This is a genomic window from Geobacter sp. PheSNFMC, from assembly GCF_059620965.1.
Genome location: NZ_JCAMRN010000028.1, coordinates 36,875 through 56,236 on the forward strand (window position 1 = coordinate 36,875; position 19,362 = coordinate 56,236).

Genomic DNA, 19,362 nt, shown 5'->3' on the forward strand with positions numbered 1-19,362 from the left:
CCAGGATGGTAGCAGTCCAGTATTGCCGAGGGGTTACAGGGGGGTGAATTGAGGGTGAAAACGGAAGCGGGTATGGGGGGCCGGGCAGCCCCCCGGTTTGATTGCTGTCACTGGGGGGCCGTGGGAGGCGTCGTGTGGCGGATGTCCTTCCCCTTGATCATGAAGATGACCATCTCGGCCACGTTGGTGGCGTGGTCGGCGATCCGTTCCAGGTACCTGGAGATGTGGCTGATCTTCAGGGCCCGGCTGATGGTTGTCGGATCCTCGATCATGAAGGTGAGCAGTTCCCGCTGGATTTGGTCGTTGAGGCCGTCCACGAATTCGTCGTCGCGGCAGACCTTGATGGCCAGCTTTTCATCGCCGGTCACGAAGGCGTCCAGCGACTCCTTCACCATCACCCCGGCCCAGTTGGCCATGCGGGGCAGGTCGATGTAGGGCTTGAGGGGCGGCTCCTCGTTCAATTCCACGGCCCGCTTGGCCACGTTGGTGCACTGGTCGCCGATTCGCTCCAGGTCCGTGACGATCTTGAGCGCCAGGGTGAGGAAGCGGAGATCGCGGCCGGCCGGCTGGCGCCGGGCAAGGACCTGGAGGCACTTCTCGTCGATGTCCATTTCCAGGTGATTGATCTCGTGATCCATGACGATGATCCGGCGCGCCAGGTCGGAATCCCGGTCCACCAGGGCCTTCATGGCGTCGGTGATCATCTTCTCCACCTTGCCCCCCATCTCCAGGAGGCGGGTGCGGATCTCGTTCAGTTCTGCATCGTACTGCTTGAAGATATGTTCTTTTTCCATTGAAATCCCCATTGGTGAGCTGTCGTTCCCTCTATCCGAACCGTCCGGTAATGTAATCCTCGGTGCGGGGATTGTCGGGGGTGGTGAAGATCTTCTTCGTGTCGTTGAATTCCACGACTTCTCCCAGGTACAGAAATGCGGTGTAATCGGATACCCGGGCGGCCTGCTGCATGTTGTGGGTCACGATGAGGATCGTGAACCGCTTCTTGAGCTCGGCCATCAATTCTTCGATATTTGCCGTGGCAATGGGGTCCAGCGCCGAGGTGGGCTCGTCGAACAGCATGATCTCCGGGTCGATGGCCAGTGCCCGGGCGATGCAGAGCCGCTGCTGCTGGCCCCCCGAAAGGTTGAAGGCCAGGTCGTTCAGCCGGTCCTTCACCTCGTTCCAGATGGCGGCGTTGGTGAGGGCCTCCTCCACCTTCTCCTCCAGCACGCTCCGCTTGGAGATGCCGCGCACCCGCAGGCCGTAGGCCACGTTCTCGAAGATCGACTTGGGGAACGGGTTCGGCTTCTGGAACACCATGCTGATCCGCATCCTGACCTCGATGGGGTCCACCTTGGGGGAGAGGATGTTCACCCCGTCGGGGTTGAGGGTGATTTCACCGTCGTAGCGGTTGCCGGGGTAGAGATCGTGCATCCGGTTGAAGCACCGCAGAAACGTCGACTTGCCGCACCCGGACGGACCGATCAGGGCAGTGATTTTCTTGTCGTGGACCGGAAGGGAGATTCCCGTCAGGGCCTTGAAGTCGCCGTAGTAGAAGTTCAGATTTTTCGATTCGGCCTTGAGCACAGGCTGTACAGATGCTGACATCGTTGCTCCTTGGGTATCTATAGTACGGTAAAGGCGCTCTGGGCGGTCCCGGCCGTTCACCACTTGACCTTCTTGCGGATATGGTAGCGGAGAAAGATCGCCACCGCGTTCATGGCCAGGGTCATGGCCAGGAGCACCACGCCGGCTGCCGCCGCGTTGAGCTGGAACTCCTCCTCCGGTCGGGAGGTCCAGTTGAACATCTGGATCGGCATGACCGTGAACGGGTCCTTGAGCCATTCGAAGCTGATGAAGGGAAACTGGCCGGAAACCGGTGAATGGGGCAGGAACGCGATGAAGGTCAGCGCCCCGATGGTGATGACCGGCGCCGTCTCGCCGATGGCCCGCGACAGGCCGATGATCACGCCGGTGAGGATGCCGGAGGATGAGTAGGGGAGCACATGGTTGGAAACCATCTGCCAGCGGGTTGCGCCCAGGGCGTAGGCCGCCTCGCGGATGCTGCCGGGCACGGCGCGCAGCGATTCCCGGGTGGCCACGATCACGATCGGCAGGATCAGCAGCGCCAGGGTGAGTCCGGCGGACAGGATGCTCTGGCCGAAGTTCAACTGATAGACGAAGAGGCCGAGGGCCAGCAGGCCGAAGACGATGGAGGGGACCCCGGCCAGGTTCGTCACGTTGATCTCGATGATGGCCGTGAGCCAGTTCTTGGGAGCGTACTCTTCCAGGTAGACGCCGGCGGCGACTCCCAGCGGCACCGCCACGAAGGCGGTCACCAGCATGACCAGGATAGTGCCGACCCAGGCCGAGAGGATCCCCGCCTCTTCGGGAAAGCGCGAGGGAAAGGAGGTGAAGAAGTGGGGCTTCAGCCGCGGCGCGCCGTCCGCCACCAGTTGGGCGAACAGCCCCATGAGGGTGAGAATCCCCACCAGCAGGCAGATGAGGCCCACGATGGCGAACACGTAATCCCAGAACTTGTGGCGGGCGATGAGCCGTCTTATTTCCGTAACGGACTGCTGCATCAGTAGACCTCCCGGAACCGCTTCTTGAGCCAGTAGCCAATGATGTTGAAGACCAGGGTCATCACCATCAGGGTGAGTCCGGCGGCGAAGATCGACTGGTAGCCGATGCTGCCGTGGGGAAGATCGCCCAGGGCCACCTGCACGATATAGGAGCTGATGGTGGAGGCGGACTCGGTCGGTTTCCAGGTGAGGGTCGGCTGCATGCCCGCGGCAATGGCCACGATCATGGTCTCGCCCACGGCCCGGGAGATACCCAGGATATAGGCCGCGGCTATGCCGGAGAAGGCGCTCGGCACCACCACCCTCACTGCGGTCTGGAACCGGGTGGCCCCCATGGCGTAGGAACCTTCCCGCAGGTGCATCGGCACCGCCCGCATGGCATCCTCGCTCACGGAGCTCACGTAGGGGATGATCATGATCCCCATGACGAGGCCCGCCGAGAGCATGTTGAAGCCGGGCAGGTCGGGCATCACCTTCTGGAGCAGGGGGGTCACCACGATCAGGGCGAAGTAACCGAAGACCACCGTCGGTACCGCTCCCAGGAGTTCCAGAAAGGGCTTTACCGTCTCGCGGACCTTGTGGGGCGCGAACTCGCTCAGGTAGATGGCGATGATGGTCCCCATGGGGATACAGACCGACAGGGCCACGCCGGTCGTCACCAGGGTGCCCGAAACCAGCGGCATGATGCCGAAGTGGGCATCGTCGAACAGCGGCGTCCATTGGGGATCGGTGAGAAACTCCACCAGTGAGACATGCTTGAAGAGCGGGATCGACTCGTAGACCAGGATCGCCACGATGGCGAAGGTGGTCGCCACCGAGGAAAAGGCCGCCAGGAAGAGGATGAACTCTACCAGCCGCTCCTTCAGGTGACGGCTCCGCTTGTGGGCGAGTCGTCTGGATGCCTCGGCGGAGGAGACGCACTCCGTCAGGCTGAGGGTCGTGTCGGGAGATGAAGTGTTCATGTGTTTGTTATCCATGGTTCGGTCCACCGCGATACGGATGGTGCAACCGTTTGACGGTTGTAACAATTGCCCGGGCACATAAAAGGGGAGAGGCCCCGCCCCGGCGCCTCTCCCCCGGATGGAGCTCAGGCCGTCGGATCAGTGCTTCCCTTCACGCTGGAGGAGTTCCTCCACCGAGACGCCCACCTCGGGCTCGCCGCCGAAGCCGGTGCCGGTCTTCTTCTTGGCGAAGTTCGACTTGGCAAGGGCATAGGCCTTGTCGGGCAGCGGCACGTACTTGACCGCCTTGGTGAGTTTCGGCGCCTGATTCAGGTAGAAGTCCACGAATTCCTTCACCTCGGGTTTGTCCACCGACTTGGCGTTCACGTAGATGAAGATGGGACGGGACAGGGGCTGGTAGCTGCCGTTCTTGACGGTGTCAACGGACGGGGAGACCGCCGGCTTGCCGGCCTTCTCCACGATGGGAACCGCCTTGAGCTTCTTGCTGTTCTCGGCGTAGTAGGCATAGCCGAAGTAGCCCAGGCCGCCCCTGTCGCGGGACACGCCCTGCACCAGCACGTTGTCGTCCTCGCTGGCGGTGAAGTCGCCGCGGCTGGATTTGGCCTTGCCCACCACCGCCTCGGTGAAGTAGTCGAAGGTGCCCGAGTCCGCGCCCGGCCCGAAGAGCTTGAGGGGCTGGTTCGGCCAGGCGGGGTTGACCTGGTTCCACTTTGTGATCTTCCCTTGGGCTGCGGGTTCCCAGATTTTCTTGAGCTCGTCCACGGTCATGCTCTTGACCCAGGTGTTCTGGGGGTTCACCACCACGGTGAGGGCGTCATAGGCCACGGGCAGCTCGATGTACTGGATGCCCGCCTGCTTGCACGCTTCCATCTCTTTCTTGAGGATGGGACGGGAGGCTCCGGACAGGTCGATTTCGCCACGGCAGAACTTCTTGAACCCGCCGCCGGTGCCGGAGATGCCGACCGTTACCTTGACGGCGCCTCTCTTGGCCTTCTGGAACTCCTCGGCAACCGCCTCGGTAATGGGGTAGACGGTGCTTGATCCGTCGATCTTCACGAGCTTGTCCGCCGCAAGGACCGGACTCGCCGCAATCGTGAGGCCCATGACGGCAGCAGCTAAGGCAGGGGTAATCCGGCCGATCTTTCCGCCCAACGTGAGTTTTTTCATGCTGATTCTCCTTGATAGTTGGTGATCTGTGCCCTGCAAACGCATGGTGTCATCATAGAAGTGGTTTGTTACGTCCGAGTTACGGCTGTGCAAAGATCCGCTGAACATTGGATCCATGGGCGCAGGACGATGTGCCTGTGCCCCTGCTGTAACATTCCCGGGCGGTTACAGCTCTTCGCGGCTGCGGCGGGGCGAAAAGCGCACCGCCACGACCCTGACGCCAGCCAGGGCCAGAACCAGAGCGATCACCATGGCCACCTTGTCCCAGGACATGTCCCGGTACCAGAATGCCATGATCTCGGTGAGGACCGTGACGAGCACCGTATCGATGATGTAGGTCACTTTCACGCGTCCTTCAGAGAAATAGGCCAGGGCGGTACGCAGTACCTCCACAACGGCGAGTACGGTCAGGACATCCACCAGGATGGTCCTGAACGCCTCGTGGAAATCGTGAAAAACCACCAGCCTCATGTCGTAGAAGGTCCGGATGATCCCTCCCAGGATCGCCAGCAGTACGGCCACGATGAGCAGGCTGAGAAGAACCCGCGCCGACACCTCGAAAAACTTCGTGAGCTTCAGGTCTATGACATCCTCTTTCCACATGGAACCTCCCGTTCTGTGTGCTGATTACGGGAAGAGGATAGGATGGGAAGGCTACAGGTGTGTTAAGGGGAGGTAAGGGGAAGGAAACTTTCTCTTTTGCAGAACGCTTCAGGACTAACCGGGGTGATCCGCGCACAACCAAGGGGGACGGTCGTTGACCGCCCCCCTTGGTTGGTAGTGCGTATCGATCAGGCCTTGCGCAGGGTGAACCGGAACGTCGTGCCTCTGCCGTGCTCGCTCTCGACAGTGATGCCGCCGCCGTGGAGCTGGATGATGTGCTTCACGATGGAAAGGCCGAGGCCAGTCCCCCCCTCGTCGCGGCTGCGGGCGGCATCCACCCGGTAGAACCGCTCGAAGATGCGCGGCAGGTCCCTGGGGGGGATGCCGATGCCGGTGTCGTGAACCGACACCCTCACCATTCCGCCCGCTTCATCGGCGCTGAGGGTGATGGCGCCTCCGGGCGGCGTGTACTTGAGGGCATTGTCCATGAGGTTGATGAGGACCTGTTCCAGCCGCCCCGGGTCGGCCAGCACCGGTGGGGCGCCAGCCAGGGCCGACATGTCGATGGCGATCTCCTTCTTTGCGGCCTTCTGCTCCAGCAGTCCCGCCGCATGGGCGACCGCACGGTCCAGATGGATCTGGGCCAGCTCCAGCTGGAGTCCTCCCGATTCCAGTTGCGAAAGGGTGAGGAGATCGCGGATCAGATCAGCGAGCCGTTCCGAGTGGCTGTAAATGATCTCCAGGAACCGTCCGGCCCGTTCCGGGTCTTCTTTCACGAGCCCGCCGGCCAGGGCCTCGGCATATCCCTTGATGACCGTGACCGGCGTCCTGAGCTCATGGGATACATTGGCCACGAAGTCCCGGCGGACAACCTCCAGGCGTTTCAGGTCCGAAATGTCGTGGAACACCGCCACCACGCCGCGCAGTTCATCCTCTTCCATGAGCGGCACCCAGTGGGTCAGCACCTCTTTTCCCTCCCCCAGGGGGAGCGTCATCTCCTCCACGTGTTCGCTGCGGGACGACACCACGGCCCTGAAGGTTTCGTTCAGCTCGGGGAACCGGGCGATTTCGATGATCTGTCTCCCTTCCACGCTCTGGGTGAGACCGAAGAGCTCAAGAAAGGCCGGATTCACGAGCGTCACGGTCCCACCGGCATCGCTCACCATGAGCCCCTCACCCATTCCGCGCAGAATGGTGTCGAGCCGGTTTTTCTCAGCCGAGATCCGCGCCAGGTTCCGTTCGATCTGCGAAGCCATCTCGTTCATGACGCGGGCGAGCTCGCCGACTTCATCGCGGGTGATGACCGGGATCCGCCGGCCGTAGTCTCCCCGGCCCAGTTGGGTGGCCAGGGTCGTGATGGTGCGCAGCGAACGGGACGTGAACCGCGAGAGCAGATAGCTCAGGAGCAGCGCCACCACCAGCGATACCACAAGAGATGCCCCCAGCAGGGTCCGGATGCTCTGTTTTGCCTTTTCCACCGCAGTGAGGGGGAGAGACAGGCGCAGCACGCCGCGTTCTCCCTCCGTGGTGTTGAGCACGGTTGCCACGTAGAGCATGGGGGTCTTGATGGTAGCTGAATAGCGGACCGCGGCGCCCCCTCCCTGTTCCAGCGCCTGCCGGACTTCGGGGCGGTTCGCGTGGTTTTCCAGGGTCCCCAGGTACTGGGGGGCGATATCCGAGTCGGCCACCACCTCGCCCCCCTCAAGGACCACGGTCACGCGTGCCCGGGTCTCGCGCGAAATGGCCGCTGCCGCTGCGGGCGCATCCCGCCGCATATCACGAATCTCCCTGGCGGCAACCATCCGCGCCAGCCGCGATTCGCTCTTGAGATTCTCCTGGATCTCGTGGGCCAGGTGCGTGGTGAGAGTATGGTTGAGGTAGACGAAAAAAGCTCCCCCGATAAAGAGGAGCAAGCATAGATAGGAAGCCATCAGCTTCCACTGGATGGTGAGCTTCACTATTCCTCCATCTTGTAGCCGAAGCCGCGAACGGTCTTGATCAACTCTCCGGCCGGTCCAAGCTTCGTCCGCAGGCGGGTGATGTGGGTATCCACCGTGCGGGTGTCTCCCACGTAATTATACCCCCACACATTCTTGAGGAGGAGGTCGCGGCTCTGGACCCGGCCGAGCCGTTCGGCAAGGTTCAGCAGCAGCTTGAACTCGGTCGTGGTCAGGGTGACATCATCTCCCTCCACGGCCACCATGTGCCGCTCCGTGTCGATCGTCACCGGCCCGACATTGATGACCTTTCCTTCCGGCTTGTCGGGGAGGGAGCGGCGTAGCACCGCTTTCACCCTGAGCAGCAACTCGCGGGTGGAGAAGGGTTTTACCACGTAATCGTCGGCCCCGACCTCGAAACCGACCACACGGTCGATCTCCTCGCCGCGCGCCGTCAGCATGATGACCGGGATGTGGGCGGTCTTTTCCGACTTCTTGAGGATTTTGCAGACCTCCATCCCCATCATTCCCGGCAGCATCAGGTCCAGCAGGATCAGGTCGGGGGGTTGGCTACGGGCCAATTCCAGGCCGTTCGCGCCATCCAGTGCCGTGAGGGTCCGGTACCCCTCCTTCTCAAGGTTGAAGGCCACCAGATCGGCCAGGTCACGCTCGTCTTCAATGATAAGAATCGTTTTCATGAAATTCTCTCCCTCGTGCGAGGGTAGCGTCACACTATTGCATTTATGTTACAACTGTGAAAAATACCTGTAAAAACGGGCAGCGAAACTCGTTTCCACACAAATTGTGGATACCCTTGTGGATAAGATCGTAACACGTTTGCAAAGGCATATTAAAACAAATGTAAATAGCAAATTGCCCAAGAAATGGGCAGGTCGGAACGTGCTGAAATCACTATATCGTCAGCAGGGTCGCATAACCGCGCGTTGCGGTGCGTGTCTCGCAACAGACGTGTTTCATGCCGGCCATGACGTTCATGCCGCGGCACCAGCCCTGCTCACGCTCCAATCATACCATGTTCTAACATCTTGACTTGTACCGAGCGGCGTGCTAGTTCAGTAAATCTTCATCGATTCAATGAGTTAACGAGCTGAAACGCATGTTTGAATTGACGGAACACACAGGGGGAGTCCATGGCGCAACTGCTTGAATTTACGGTGGGAGGACTGCTCGATCACATTGCGGCCCGCTATCCCGACAATGACGCTCTCGTCTATGTGGATCGCGGTCTCCGTTACTCCTATCGCCAGTTCAACGAAGTCTGCCGCAAGGTGGCCAAGGGGCTGCTGCGGCTCGGGGTAAAGAAGGGCGATCATGTTGCCATCTGGGCATACAATGTGCCCGAATGGGTGGTCCTCCAGTTCGCCACGGCCAAGATCGGCGCGGTGCTCGTAACGGTCAACACCAACTACAAATCGGCGGAGCTGGAGTACATCCTCAACCAGTCCGACTCCTCGACGCTCTTTCTGGTAAAGTCGTTCAAGGATACCGATTATGTGGCCACCGTGAACGAGGTGGTGCCCGAACTGGCCGGATCGGAAGCCGGCGCCCTTTCCAGCGCGAAACTTCCCTTCCTCAGGAATGTCGTCTTCATCGGCAGCGAGACTCCGGCCGGCATGCTCAACTTCGAGGCCATCGCCGCCATGGGCGAGCATGTCTCCGACGACGAACTGGCGGCAGTGGAGGGGACCCTTGATCGCCACGACGTCATCAACATGCAGTACACCTCGGGCACCACCGGCTTTCCCAAGGGGGTCATGCTGACCCACTCCAACATTGTCAACAACGGCTTCAATATCGGCGAATGCATGAAGTTCACCGAGAAGGACCGTCTCTGTATCCCAGTCCCCTTTTTCCACTGCTTCGGTTGCGTGCTCGCCGTCATGGCCTGCGTCACCCATGGCACGACCATGGTGCCGGTTGAGATTTTCGACCCCCTCGCGGTGCTGCGCACCATCGAGAAGGAGCGCTGTACCGCGGTCCACGGCGTTCCCACCATGTTCATCGCGGAACTGGAGCACCCGGATTTCCCGAAGTTCGATCTCACGAGCCTCCGCACCGGGATCATGGCCGGCTCCAACTGTCCCATCGAGGTCATGAAAAAGGTCATCAGCCAGATGCACGCCAGCGAGATCACCATCGCCTACGGCCAGACCGAATCGTCGCCGGTGATCACCCAGACCCGCACCGACGATGCCATCGAGCTTCGGGTGGCCACGGTGGGCCGGGCGCTTCCCGACGTGGAGGTCAAGATCGTCGACATCGAAACCGGTGCCGAGCTGCCGCCGGGCAAGCAGGGCGAGCTGTGCACCCGCGGCTACCTGGTCATGAAGGGGTACTACAAGATGCCCGAGGAGACCGCACGGGCAATCGATGCCGACGGCTGGCTCCACACGGGTGACCTGGCCGTAATGGATGAGAACGGCTACTGCAAGATCACCGGCCGGATCAAAAACATGATCATTCGCGGCGGCGAGAATGTCTATCCTCGCGAGATAGAGGAGTTTCTCTATACTCACCCGAAAATATCGGATGTTCAGATCTATGGCGTCCCCGACCGCAAGTACGGGGAGCAGGTCATGGCCGCGGTCATTCTCAAGAAGGGCGAGATCATGACCGAGGAAGATGTGCGGAATTTCTGCAGGGGCAAGATTGCCAACTACAAGATTCCCAAGTATGTCAAATTCGTAGATTCCTACCCCATGACCGCCTCGGGCAAGATCCAGAAGTTCAAGCTGCGGGAAATGGCCATCAAGGAACTCGGCCTCGAAGGGCCGGGGGAAACCGCCTGACCGGAGCACTGGCATGAGGGAAAAGATTCTCGGCGTTCTCATGGTGTTGTTCGTCGTCTGTTTCGCGGCGATCTTCATCGAAGAGGCTTTCCTGGGGGGCCGCAAGCGTCGGCGCCTGGAAAAGGAGGCGCGGCTTCGCCGTCAATCCGGCGGAGAATGACGCCCGGGTCACGTACACAAAGAGAGGTTTCCATGCGCATCACTCCGAGGGAAGAGCTGGACCACCGCATTTCCCGGCTTCAGACATACATGGCCGGGGCCGGCCTCGATGCGGTCATCATCGTTCAGAATGCCGACTTGTTTTATTTCACCGGCACCATCCAGAGCGGCAACCTCTATGTGCCCATTGAGGGCGACCCCATCTACATGGTCCGCAAAGAGCATTCCCGGGCGCGGATGGAGTCGGGGCTCAAGTTGGTCGTCCCGTTTTCCTCCATGAAGAACATCCCCGGAATCCTGGCGGACCACGGCTATTCTCTGCCCGCCCGGATCGGCATGGAGCTCGATGTGGTGCCGGTAGCCTTCTTCGAGCGCTACCGCGCCGTCTTTCCCGCCGCCGACTTCAGCGATGCAACGCCTCTCATCCGGCGGGTCAGGATGATCAAGAGCAAGTACGAGATCCATCTCCTTCAGGATGCCGCAGTCCAGGTCGACAAGGTCCACCGCCGCGCCAGGTCGGTCATCCGTGAGGGAATGACCGACCTGGCGCTGGCGGCGGAGTTGGAGTTCACTGCCCGGAAGGAAGGCCACCAGGGGCTCGTCCGGATGCGCTCCTTCAACTCCGAGCTGTTTTATGCCCATATCTTCTCCGGAGCCGATACGGCGGTCCCTGCCTATGTGGATACCCCCCTTGGGGGCCTGGGGCTCAATCCCTCGTTCGGTCAGGGAGCCGGGCTCAAGCGGATCGAGCGCAACGAGCCGATCATCGTCGATTTCGCGGGTTGCGTTGACGGCTACCTGGTGGACCAGACACGCGTCCTGGCCATCGGGGGGATTTCCGATCGGTTGCGTCGTGCCTATGACGACATGATCAGGGTTCAGGAGCGGATGACCGAACTGGCTCTTCCCGGCACGCCGTGGGGCGATGTCTATGAGGGATGCCGTGCCCTGGCCGAAGAACTGGGATACGCCGACAGTTTCATGGGCGCCCGCGGCGCCCAGGTTTCCTTTATCGGCCACGGCATCGGCATCGAGATCGACGAGTATCCGTTCATTGCGCGCGGCTTCACCGAGATGGTCCTTGAGCCGGGCATGGTGTTCGCGTTCGAGCCGAAGGTCGTCTTCCCGGGCGAAGGGGCCATCGGGATCGAAAATACCTTTTACATCTCAAACTATGAAGGGCTCAAGCAACTGACATTCTCGGACCAGGAACTGGTCATTCTCTGACCGCAGCCACTCACCCCTCCGGCGGGACGTCGCCTTGACCGAGGTGAAACGTCCCGCTCCACACCTCCGGATTCACGCCGGCCGCCGCGCCCCTTGTTGCCCGTTATCATGTAAAATTTTGTTGAGTTTAATCAGATTGAATGGTATAAGGCTTTACAGTAAAATTGTATACAGTATACTAAAAAGAGATTTCTGCCGTTTTCACGATGATCGGTACCTCGATTTTATGCCGTATTTTGTGGTATCGGAGGTATAACCGACTGAAATTTCCAGTACCGTGACACCACCAGCGGAAAGGAGGGGGGAAGAAGGCAGGCGAGGTTGATAGTTTGTTTTTGTTTATTAAAACATCACAGCTTGGAAAGGAGAGCACGTAACATGGCACTCAAGGAAACCCTTAAGCAGAAAATTGAGGAGCACCGTCCCCGCACCACCCGGCTCGTGAAAGAGTTCGGCAAGGTCATCATCGACCAGGTGACCATTGATCAATGCATCGGCGGTGCCCGTGACATCCGCTGCCTGGTAACCGACATCTCCTATCTCGACCCCCAGGAAGGGATCCGGTTCCGCGGCAAGACCATTCCCGAGACCTTTGAGGCCCTCCCCAAGGCTCCCGGTTCAGACTATCCGACCGTTGAATCCTTCTGGTACTTCCTCCTGACCGGAGAAGTTCCGACCCAGGCCCAGGTTGACGAAGTGGTTGCCGAGTGGAAGGTCCGCCAGGAAGTTCCCCAGTACGTGTTTGACGCCATCCGTGCCCTGCCGAAGGAAAGCCACCCCATGGTCATGCTCTCCGTCGGCATCCTTGCCCTCCAGAAGGACTCCAAGTTCTGCGGGTTCTACAATTCGGGCAAATTCAACAAAATGAACGCCTGGGAATACGTCTACGAAGATGCCTATGATCTCGTCGCCCGTATCCCGGTCATTGCCGCATTCATCTACAACCTCAAGTACAGGGGTGACAAGCAGATTGGCATCGACAAGGGCGCTGACTGCGGCGCGAACTTCGCCCGCATGATCGGTCAGTGCAAGGAGTACGAGGATGTTGCCCGGATGTACTTCATCCTTCACTCCGACCACGAGTCCGGCAACGTGTCGGCCCACACCACCCACTTGGTGCACTCGGCCCTGTCCGACCCCTACTATGCCTACTCCGCCGGTCTGAACGGCCTCGCCGGTCCGCTGCACGGCCTTGCCAACCAGGAAGTTCTCGACTGGACCATCAAGTTCCAGGAGAAGTACTGCAAGGATGTTGAGCCCACCAAGGAACTGGTCACCAAGGCCCTGTGGGATACGCTCAACTCCGGTCAGGTCATTCCGGGCTACGGCCACGCCGTTCTCCGCAAGACCGACCCGCGGTACACCTCGCAGCGCGAGTTCTGTCTCAAGACTCCGGGGCTCAAGGATGATCCGCTGTTCAAGCTGGTTGCCATGATCTTCGAAGTCGCCCCGGGCGTACTCATGGAGCACGGCAAGGCCAAGAACCCCTGGCCCAACGTCGATGCCCAGTCCGGTGTCATTCAGTGGTACTACGGCGTCAAAGAGTGGGACTTCTACACCGTTCTCTTCGGTGTGGGCCGTGCGCTCGGCTGCATGGCGAACATCACGTGGGACCGTGGCCTCGGTTACGCCATCGAGCGTCCCAAGTCCGTCACCACTCCGATGCTCGAGAAGTGGGCTGAAGAAGGCGGCCGCAAGTTTTAGCCGTACAGGTGCCGGGGATGACGTCCCCGGCACCTTTGCTGCAAGTAAATAGAAAATGGGGAGATGTCACCGCATCTCCCCATTTTTTCTAAACGTTCCCGCTTCAGGTGTCTCGGCTGTCGAGATCAGTTGAACACCTCTGCGCTGAAAATGTAAATGTCAGCCCCATCCCGCCAATCGTCAGGCTTGAGACCGGCCTTAACACAGGTTTGCATGAGGAACGTATCGCGGTCCCAGCCGTATTCCGTGGCGACCTGGGGCAGGAGTATCCCCCGACAGACATTTTTCTCGATGTAGATGCCGTGGGTTCCCACTATAATCTGTTCTGGTGAGGTTATTTTTTCCAAGGGGCTCAAAACGGAAATTTCCAGAGAAAAATTTGCGATGTCTTTGCTGGTCATCGGATAAAAGCGCGGATCACGGGTTGCGGCGGACACAGCCATCTCCCTGACCAGTTGGTACAGTGGCTGGCTGGACGTGAAATTGCCGATGCAGCCGCGCAATTTCCCGTCTTTTTTGATGCAGACAAAACAACCATAGTGATCGCGCAGACTTGGTACGGAGAGCTCCGAGGTCGGAATAACACCCTCCCTGACATAGGTAACTATGGCTTCCCTGGCTAGTGCGAGTAAGAGTTTCTTGTCGTCGTCGCTTAGTTTCGGCATGTCTCTCCTTCAGTTGGAGCATCGGGTTGATGGCGGTACGGTTGCGAACGAACCTGCCCATGCAGTGACGTCTTGTGAACTATACTATGAACGTCCTTCAGGAAAAAGAGCATTTGCGTGCTAGAGAGGGAGTATCCATGGCAAAGCGCTATAAGGTTCTTGTTGGTGGTGAGTGGACAGGGGACGACCGGCCGGGTATCGAGGTCGTAAACCCCTACGACGGCTCGGTCATAGGCGTTGTGCCCGAGGCGACGAACGAGGATGTGGATCGCGCCATACATGCAGCACAGGCGGGCTTCGCCGAAATGGCCGCTCTTCCGGCGCATCGACGTTCCGACATACTTGAGCGTACTTCGGAGCTGATCACGCGAGACCGGGAGGAGATCGCCGAAATAATAGCGCGCGAAGCGGGCAAGTCGTGGAAATTTGCCCTTGCGGAAGCGGATAGAAGCGCGGAAACCTTCCGCTTCGCCTCACTGGAGGCGCGCAATGCCCATGGTGAGCTTGTCCCCATGGACGCGTCTCCTGTGTCGGCGGGTCGCTTCGGGTTCTACATCCGAACCCCCATCGGCGTGATCGGAGCCATCGCACCCTTCAACTTTCCTCTTAATCTGGTAGCGCACAAGGTGGCGCCCGCCATAGCGGCCGGCAACGCGCTCGTGCTGAAACCCGCCACAAAGACCCCCCTTTCGTCCATAAAGCTTGCGGAGCTCATGGTGGAAGCGGGGCTCCCTGCCGGCGCGCTCAATCTGGTCATCGGGAGCGGGCGGACGGTTGGCAACCGCCTGGTAGAGGATGATCGCCTGGCAATGGTGACGTTCACCGGAAGCCCGCCTGTTGGCGTTCAAATCAAGGAGCGGAGCGGGCTCAAGAGGGTAACGCTCGAGCTCGGGTCCAATTCGCCCACCATTATTGAAGACGATGGTGACGTGGATGCGGCGGTCGCCCGCTGTGTAGTGGGCAGTTTCGCCAACTCGGGGCAGGTCTGTATCTCTGTTCAGCGTATTTTTGTACACCAGCGGCGTTATCGCGAATTTGTCGACAAGTTCGTAGCCGCGACCCAAAAGCTCAAGGTCGGTGATCCCATGGACCGTGACTGCGATATCGGACCGATGATTTCCCGCGATGAACTGCAGCGTGCCGTGGAGTGGCTGGAGGAGGCCACGTCTCTGGGGGCGAGGCTTGAAACCGGGGGTACGGTTGTCGGCAACTGTCTCACCCCGGCAATTCTGAGCGGTGTAACTCCTGACATGAAGGTGGTTTGCTCCGAGGTGTTTGCGCCGATAGTATCCGTGATCCCCTATGAAACCTTCGACCAGGCCCTCGACATGGCCGATGACTCGATCTATGGTCTGCAGGCCGGGGTTTACACCAGAGACATCAATAAAGCGTTCCAGGCCATCCGCCGCCTCGATGTGGGAGGGGTGATCATTAATGATGTCCCGACGTTCAGGGTCGATCATATGCCCTATGGCGGCAACAAGCAGAGTGGTCTCGGGCGTGAGGGCATTCGCTACGCCATGGAGGAGATGACAAACATAAAATTTGTGTGCCTGAACCTGTGAAAATAAGAATGGATTTAAGTTCTATATCGCTAACTTGTTGAATTTCTGAAAAAACAAAATCGTATGTAGTATAAAAAAATCTTGACTTTATCTCTAAAGCGAGTATATTCCTCATCCGTTGTGTTAAGTAACCATGCGCCCCGCGCGAGAATGGCAACTCCAAAGGAAAAGAGGTGAAAACGTCAATGAAAAAACTGCTTTCTCTGACACTGTGCCTTGCTATGGCCGTGGCTTTTGCTGCTGGCTGCAAGAAGAAAGAAGAAGCTCCGGCTCCGGCTCCGGCCGAGCAGGCTGCTCCGGCCCCGGCTCCGGCCCAGGCCCCCATGACTTCGGCCCAAGCTCCGGCTCCGGCTGACCAAGCTGCTCCGGCTGAGAAAAAGTAATTAGTACTTTTTTCTCCTCCAAAAGACCCATGGACTCTGTTCATGGGTCTTTTTTTGTCTGATGAAAGGTGTTGACTTCAAATTCCGTACGTGGTAAACGATACGGTCTTTTTATTTACGCGTGTATGTGGAGGTAGAGATGGAAAGAACGTTTGCGATTATCAAGCCTGATGCGGTCGAACGGAACATCATCGGAAAGATACTTGAAAAGGTGGAAACAGCCGGCTTCCGGATTGTGGGCATGAAGAAGATCCTGCTTTCCACGTGCGAGGCCGAAGGCTTCTACTATGTGCACAAGGAGCGGCCTTTCTTCAATGATCTCTGTTCGTTCATGTCGCGCAGCCCGGTGGTGGTCATGGTGCTTGAGCGTGATAACGCCATCAGCGCCTGGCGCGAAGTGATGGGGGCCACAAACCCGGCCAACGCCGAAGCAGGCACCATTCGCAAGGATTTCGGCCTGAGCATTGAGGAGAATTCCGTGCACGGATCCGACTCCCCCGAGTCGGCCGCCTTCGAGATCCCGTATTTCTTCAGCCAACTCGAGCTGCTCTGACGCTGAATGCGCCTGTGCCAGCAAAGCCCTTCTCCCGTGAAGGGCTTTTTTTATAGCATGTTGCCATGGATACAATGATTGACATCAAGGGACTGAGCATCGACGATCTGGAACGTTTCCTTATGGGAAAAGGAAAGGAGCGTTACCGGGCACGCCAGATATTCAAGTGGCTGTATCAACGGGGTGCCACATCCTTTGCCGAGATGACTGACCTGGCAAAGGAACTGCGTCGGGACCTGGAGGAGACGGCACGCATCAGCACGCTTTCCCCCGAGGCCCTGGAGATTTCCCGGGATGGGACGCGGAAATACCTCTTCCGCCTCGATGACGGGTGCTCGGTGGAGTCGGTGCTCATCCCCGAAGAGGACAGGAATACCCTCTGTATTTCGAGTCAGGTGGGGTGTGCCATGGCCTGTGAGTTCTGTCTCACGGGAACGTTCCGGCTGACGCGCAACCTGACCACCGCCGAGATCGTAAACCAGGTCTGTGCGGTTCAGAGGGATGTGCCCGTTCGCAATATCGTCTTCATGGGCATGGGAGAACCTCTGGCCAATCTCGACAACGTGATCAGAGCGCTGCAGATCATGCTGCACGATGACGGTCTTCAGTTCTCAAGCCGTCGCATAACCGTTTCGACCGCCGGTTTGGTGCCGGAAATGGAGCGGCTCGGCCGATCGGTAACGGTGAACCTTGCGGTTTCGCTCAATGCCACCACGGACGAGTTGCGTGACCGGATCATGCCGATCAACCGGAAATATCCCCTTGCCGTGCTCCTTGACGCCTGCCGGAGGTTCCCGCTGCCGGGCCGCCGGAAGATAACGATCGAGTACGTACTGCTCGGCGGGGTGAACGACACCCTCGATGATGCCAAACGGCTGGTCAGGCTGTTGAGCGACATTCCCTCTAAGATCAACCTGATCCCGTTTAACGAGCATGGGGGGTGCTCCTACCGGAGCCCCAGCCAGGATGCGATCGACCGTTTTCACAAATATCTGCTGGACAAGCATTTCACGGTCATAACGCGCTCCAGCCGTGGTGCCGATATTTCGGCCGCCTGCGGTCAGCTCAAGGGCAAGCTGGACGCCATGAAGCCGTCCGGCGCAGGCAGACAGATAGAAGGTGCAGACTCCACTAACGAGGTGACATGACATGGAACAGGTAATCGGCGTTATCGGCGGAAGCGGGCTCTACGAGATGGAAGGGCTTCAGGACGTTCGGAGCATTGTCGTTGAAACCCCCTTCGGCGCACCCTCGGATGAGTTCGTGACCGGCGTGCTGGACGGTGTGCCCATGGTGTTCCTTCCGCGCCACGGCCGGGGCCATCGGCTCCTGCCGACTGAGGTCAACTACCGGGCAAACATCTACGGCATGAAGAAGCTCGGCGTCACCCGGATCATTTCCGTTTCCGCCGTGGGCAGCATGCGGGAGGAGATCGTGCCGGGGCATATCGTGATCCCGGACCAGTTCATCGACCGGACCAATGCCACCAGGGCAAGTACGTTCTTCGGCAACGGGGTGGTTGCGCACATACAATTTGCCGACCCGGTCTGCGCCGACCTTTCCGCCGATCTCTATGCGGCGGCGCAGGAGGCAGGGGCAACGGTCCACCGGGGCGGGACCTATATCTGCATGGAAGGGCCGGCCTTTTCCACCCGGGCGGAGTCAAACCTCTACCGCTCTTTCGGCGTATCGGTCATCGGCATGACCAACATCCCCGAAGCAAAGCTTGCCCGTGAGGCGGAGATCTGCTACGGCGTCATCGCCCTGGCCACCGATTACGACTGCTGGCACGAGTCCCATGATGACGTGTCCGTGGATGCCATTATTGCCATCATCAAGCAGAACGTGGCCATGGCCAAGTCGATCATCCGCAATGCGGTCCGCCGGATTGGCCGGGAGCGGGATTGCCCCTGTGCGTCGGCGCTCCGCTATGCCATCATCACCGACAAGGCCGCGATTCCTGACGAGACGAGGGAGCGGCTCGATCTCATCATCGGCTCGTACGTCTAGGGAGGGATACATGGGCATTCTCGTTGTGGGTTCGGTTGCATTCGATTCGGTTGAAACCCCTTTCGGCAAGGGAGATCATGTACTGGGCGGCTCAGCCACCTACTTCTCGACCTCGGCCAGCTTTTTCACCGATGTCAGCCTGGTGGCGGTAGTGGGCGAGGATTTCCCGGAAGAGCACGTGGCGTTTCTCCGGTCGCGAAACGTGGATCTTCGCGGGCTTTCCCGCGAACAGGGGAAGACCTTTCACTGGAAGGGAACGTATGGCTACGACCTGAACGAGGCGCAGACCCTGGAGACACATCTGAACGTCTTCGAGAGCTTCAGACCCCGTATTCCCGATGCATACCGTGATGCCGAGTATCTGTTCCTCGCCAACATCGATCCCGAACTGCAGATGGAGGTGCTCAACCAGGTGGAACGTCCTCGCGTCGTGGCGTGCGACACGATGAATTTTTGGATATCCTCCAAGCCCGAGGCGCTTCGGCGGGTCGTTGCGAAGGTCGATATTTTCATCATCAACGAGGGAGAAGCCCGTCAGTTCACGGGGCAGGCGAATCTCGTCAAGGCTGCGCGCCAGATCCTCGATATGGGGGTCAAGACGCTGATCATCAAGCGCGGAGAATATGGCGTCCTCATGTTCAGCGACAACTCGGTCTTTGCCGCACCCGCATATCCTCTGGAAGGGGTGTTCGATCCCACCGGCGCCGGAGATACTTTTGCGGGCGGCTTTATGGGATACTTGGCCAACACCGGGGATACCTCCGAGGCGGACCTTCGCCAGGCCATCATCTTCGGAAGCGTCATGGCATCGTTCAATGTGGAGGATTTCAGCCTGAATCGCCTGAAGGGTCTTGGTTACCGCGAGATCGAGGAGCGGTACCGGAGTTTCAAATCGCTGACCCATTTCGAGGGGATCGCCGATGGGCGCGGGGGGGCTCTGGCTCCTGCCTGACGGCGCCTGCGTTGACAATAACCGTCGACTCTGGTAGGGTTCAGGGTGTGCGGGGCCGTGTGGAGCGCCTTTTGGCGATGCAC

At 59.3% G+C, this 19,362-nt stretch carries 17 protein-coding genes and 1 pseudogene; 9 read left to right on the top strand and 9 right to left on the bottom strand.

All coding sequences use genetic code 11. The annotated features are described in order from the left end of the window. Positions 1 to 107 precede the first annotated feature (107 nt). The 8 genes from phoU to AC6CDK_RS08075 form a co-directional block, all read right to left on the bottom strand. Positions 108 to 794: a phosphate signaling complex protein PhoU gene (gene phoU / locus AC6CDK_RS08040; protein ID WP_039648298.1), complete on the bottom strand. Its 687-nt coding sequence runs from the start codon at positions 792 to 794 to the stop codon at positions 108 to 110. A 31-nt stretch (positions 795 to 825) separates the two neighbouring features. Then, positions 826 to 1,605 (bottom strand): phosphate ABC transporter ATP-binding protein PstB, encoded by a 780-nt coding sequence (gene pstB, locus AC6CDK_RS08045; protein ID WP_039645781.1) that lies wholly within the window; start codon positions 1,603 to 1,605, stop codon positions 826 to 828. Positions 1,606 to 1,661: 56 nt separating this feature from the next. Then, the gene (gene pstA, locus AC6CDK_RS08050; protein ID WP_039645779.1) at positions 1,662 to 2,582 is read right to left on the bottom strand and encodes a phosphate ABC transporter permease PstA; all 921 of its coding nucleotides are present in this window, start codon (positions 2,580 to 2,582) and stop codon (positions 1,662 to 1,664) included. Then, positions 2,582 to 3,559, bottom strand: coding sequence for a phosphate ABC transporter permease subunit PstC (pstC, locus tag AC6CDK_RS08055; protein ID WP_066357687.1), 978 nt, complete (start codon positions 3,557 to 3,559; stop codon positions 2,582 to 2,584). The genes pstA and pstC overlap by 1 nt, the downstream gene beginning before the upstream one ends. A gap of 123 nt (positions 3,560 to 3,682) precedes the next feature. Next, on the bottom strand, positions 3,683 to 4,711 hold the full coding sequence (locus AC6CDK_RS08060; protein ID WP_039645776.1) for a PstS family phosphate ABC transporter substrate-binding protein: 1,029 nt from the start codon (positions 4,709 to 4,711) through the stop codon (positions 3,683 to 3,685). 165 nt (positions 4,712 to 4,876) lie between these two features. Then, positions 4,877 to 5,314 carry a phosphate-starvation-inducible PsiE family protein gene (locus AC6CDK_RS08065; protein ID WP_039645774.1) on the bottom strand — a complete coding sequence of 146 codons (438 nt, stop codon included), beginning with the start codon at positions 5,312 to 5,314 and terminating at the stop codon, positions 4,877 to 4,879. Positions 5,315 to 5,502: 188 nt separating this feature from the next. Then, on the bottom strand, positions 5,503 to 7,272 hold the full coding sequence (pnpS, locus tag AC6CDK_RS08070) for a two-component system histidine kinase PnpS (RefSeq protein WP_066357685.1): 1,770 nt from the start codon (positions 7,270 to 7,272) through the stop codon (positions 5,503 to 5,505). Beyond that, the gene (locus AC6CDK_RS08075; RefSeq protein WP_039645770.1) at positions 7,272 to 7,949 is read right to left on the bottom strand and encodes a response regulator; all 678 of its coding nucleotides are present in this window, start codon (positions 7,947 to 7,949) and stop codon (positions 7,272 to 7,274) included. Before AC6CDK_RS08075 ends, pnpS begins: the two co-directional genes overlap by 1 nt. A 450-nt stretch (positions 7,950 to 8,399) precedes the next feature. Here AC6CDK_RS08075 and AC6CDK_RS08080 point away from each other — a divergent pair. The 4 genes and pseudogenes from AC6CDK_RS08080 to AC6CDK_RS08095 form a co-directional block, all read left to right on the top strand. Then, positions 8,400 to 10,061: pseudogene (locus AC6CDK_RS08080) on the top strand (AMP-binding protein); the annotation flags it as partial. A gap of 13 nt (positions 10,062 to 10,074) precedes the next feature. After that, positions 10,075 to 10,221, top strand: a complete 147-nt coding sequence (locus AC6CDK_RS08085; RefSeq protein ID WP_052269428.1) for a hypothetical protein — start codon at positions 10,075 to 10,077, stop codon at positions 10,219 to 10,221. Between the two features lie 32 nt (positions 10,222 to 10,253). Then, complete coding sequence (locus tag AC6CDK_RS08090) at positions 10,254 to 11,447, top strand: M24 family metallopeptidase (RefSeq protein ID WP_039645766.1); 1,194 nt, start codon at positions 10,254 to 10,256, stop codon at positions 11,445 to 11,447. Between the two features lie 378 nt (positions 11,448 to 11,825). After that, positions 11,826 to 13,151: a citrate (Si)-synthase gene (locus AC6CDK_RS08095; RefSeq protein WP_039645764.1), complete on the top strand. Its 1,326-nt coding sequence runs from the start codon at positions 11,826 to 11,828 to the stop codon at positions 13,149 to 13,151. 125 nt (positions 13,152 to 13,276) lie between these two features. On the opposite strand, the gene amrA is transcribed toward AC6CDK_RS08095, so the two are convergent. Further along, positions 13,277 to 13,816: an AmmeMemoRadiSam system protein A gene (amrA, locus tag AC6CDK_RS08100; protein WP_039645762.1), complete on the bottom strand. Its 540-nt coding sequence runs from the start codon at positions 13,814 to 13,816 to the stop codon at positions 13,277 to 13,279. Between the two features lie 137 nt (positions 13,817 to 13,953). On the opposite strand from amrA, the gene AC6CDK_RS08105 reads away from it, so the two are divergent. The 5 genes from AC6CDK_RS08105 to AC6CDK_RS08125 all read left to right on the top strand — a co-directional run bounded on the left by AC6CDK_RS08105 (position 13,954) and on the right by AC6CDK_RS08125 (position 19,279). After that, positions 13,954 to 15,381, top strand: a complete 1,428-nt coding sequence (locus AC6CDK_RS08105; protein WP_192905917.1) for an aldehyde dehydrogenase family protein — start codon at positions 13,954 to 13,956, stop codon at positions 15,379 to 15,381. Positions 15,382 to 15,903: 522 nt separating this feature from the next. Next, positions 15,904 to 16,317 carry a nucleoside-diphosphate kinase gene (gene ndk, locus AC6CDK_RS08110; protein WP_039645758.1) on the top strand — a complete coding sequence of 138 codons (414 nt, stop codon included), beginning with the start codon at positions 15,904 to 15,906 and terminating at the stop codon, positions 16,315 to 16,317. 65 nt (positions 16,318 to 16,382) lie between these two features. Beyond that, positions 16,383 to 17,465 (top strand): dual-specificity RNA methyltransferase RlmN, encoded by a 1,083-nt coding sequence (rlmN, locus tag AC6CDK_RS08115; RefSeq protein ID WP_039645756.1) that lies wholly within the window; start codon positions 16,383 to 16,385, stop codon positions 17,463 to 17,465. Position 17,466: 1 nt separating this feature from the next. Then, a complete protein-coding gene (mtnP, locus tag AC6CDK_RS08120) occupies positions 17,467 to 18,327 on the top strand; it encodes an S-methyl-5'-thioadenosine phosphorylase (RefSeq protein ID WP_192905916.1) in 861 nt (286 codons plus the stop codon). A 10-nt stretch (positions 18,328 to 18,337) separates the two neighbouring features. Continuing rightward, entirely contained in the window at positions 18,338 to 19,279 is a 942-nt protein-coding gene (locus AC6CDK_RS08125; RefSeq protein WP_192905915.1) for a carbohydrate kinase family protein, read from the top strand. Positions 19,280 to 19,362: the final 83 nt, after the last annotated feature.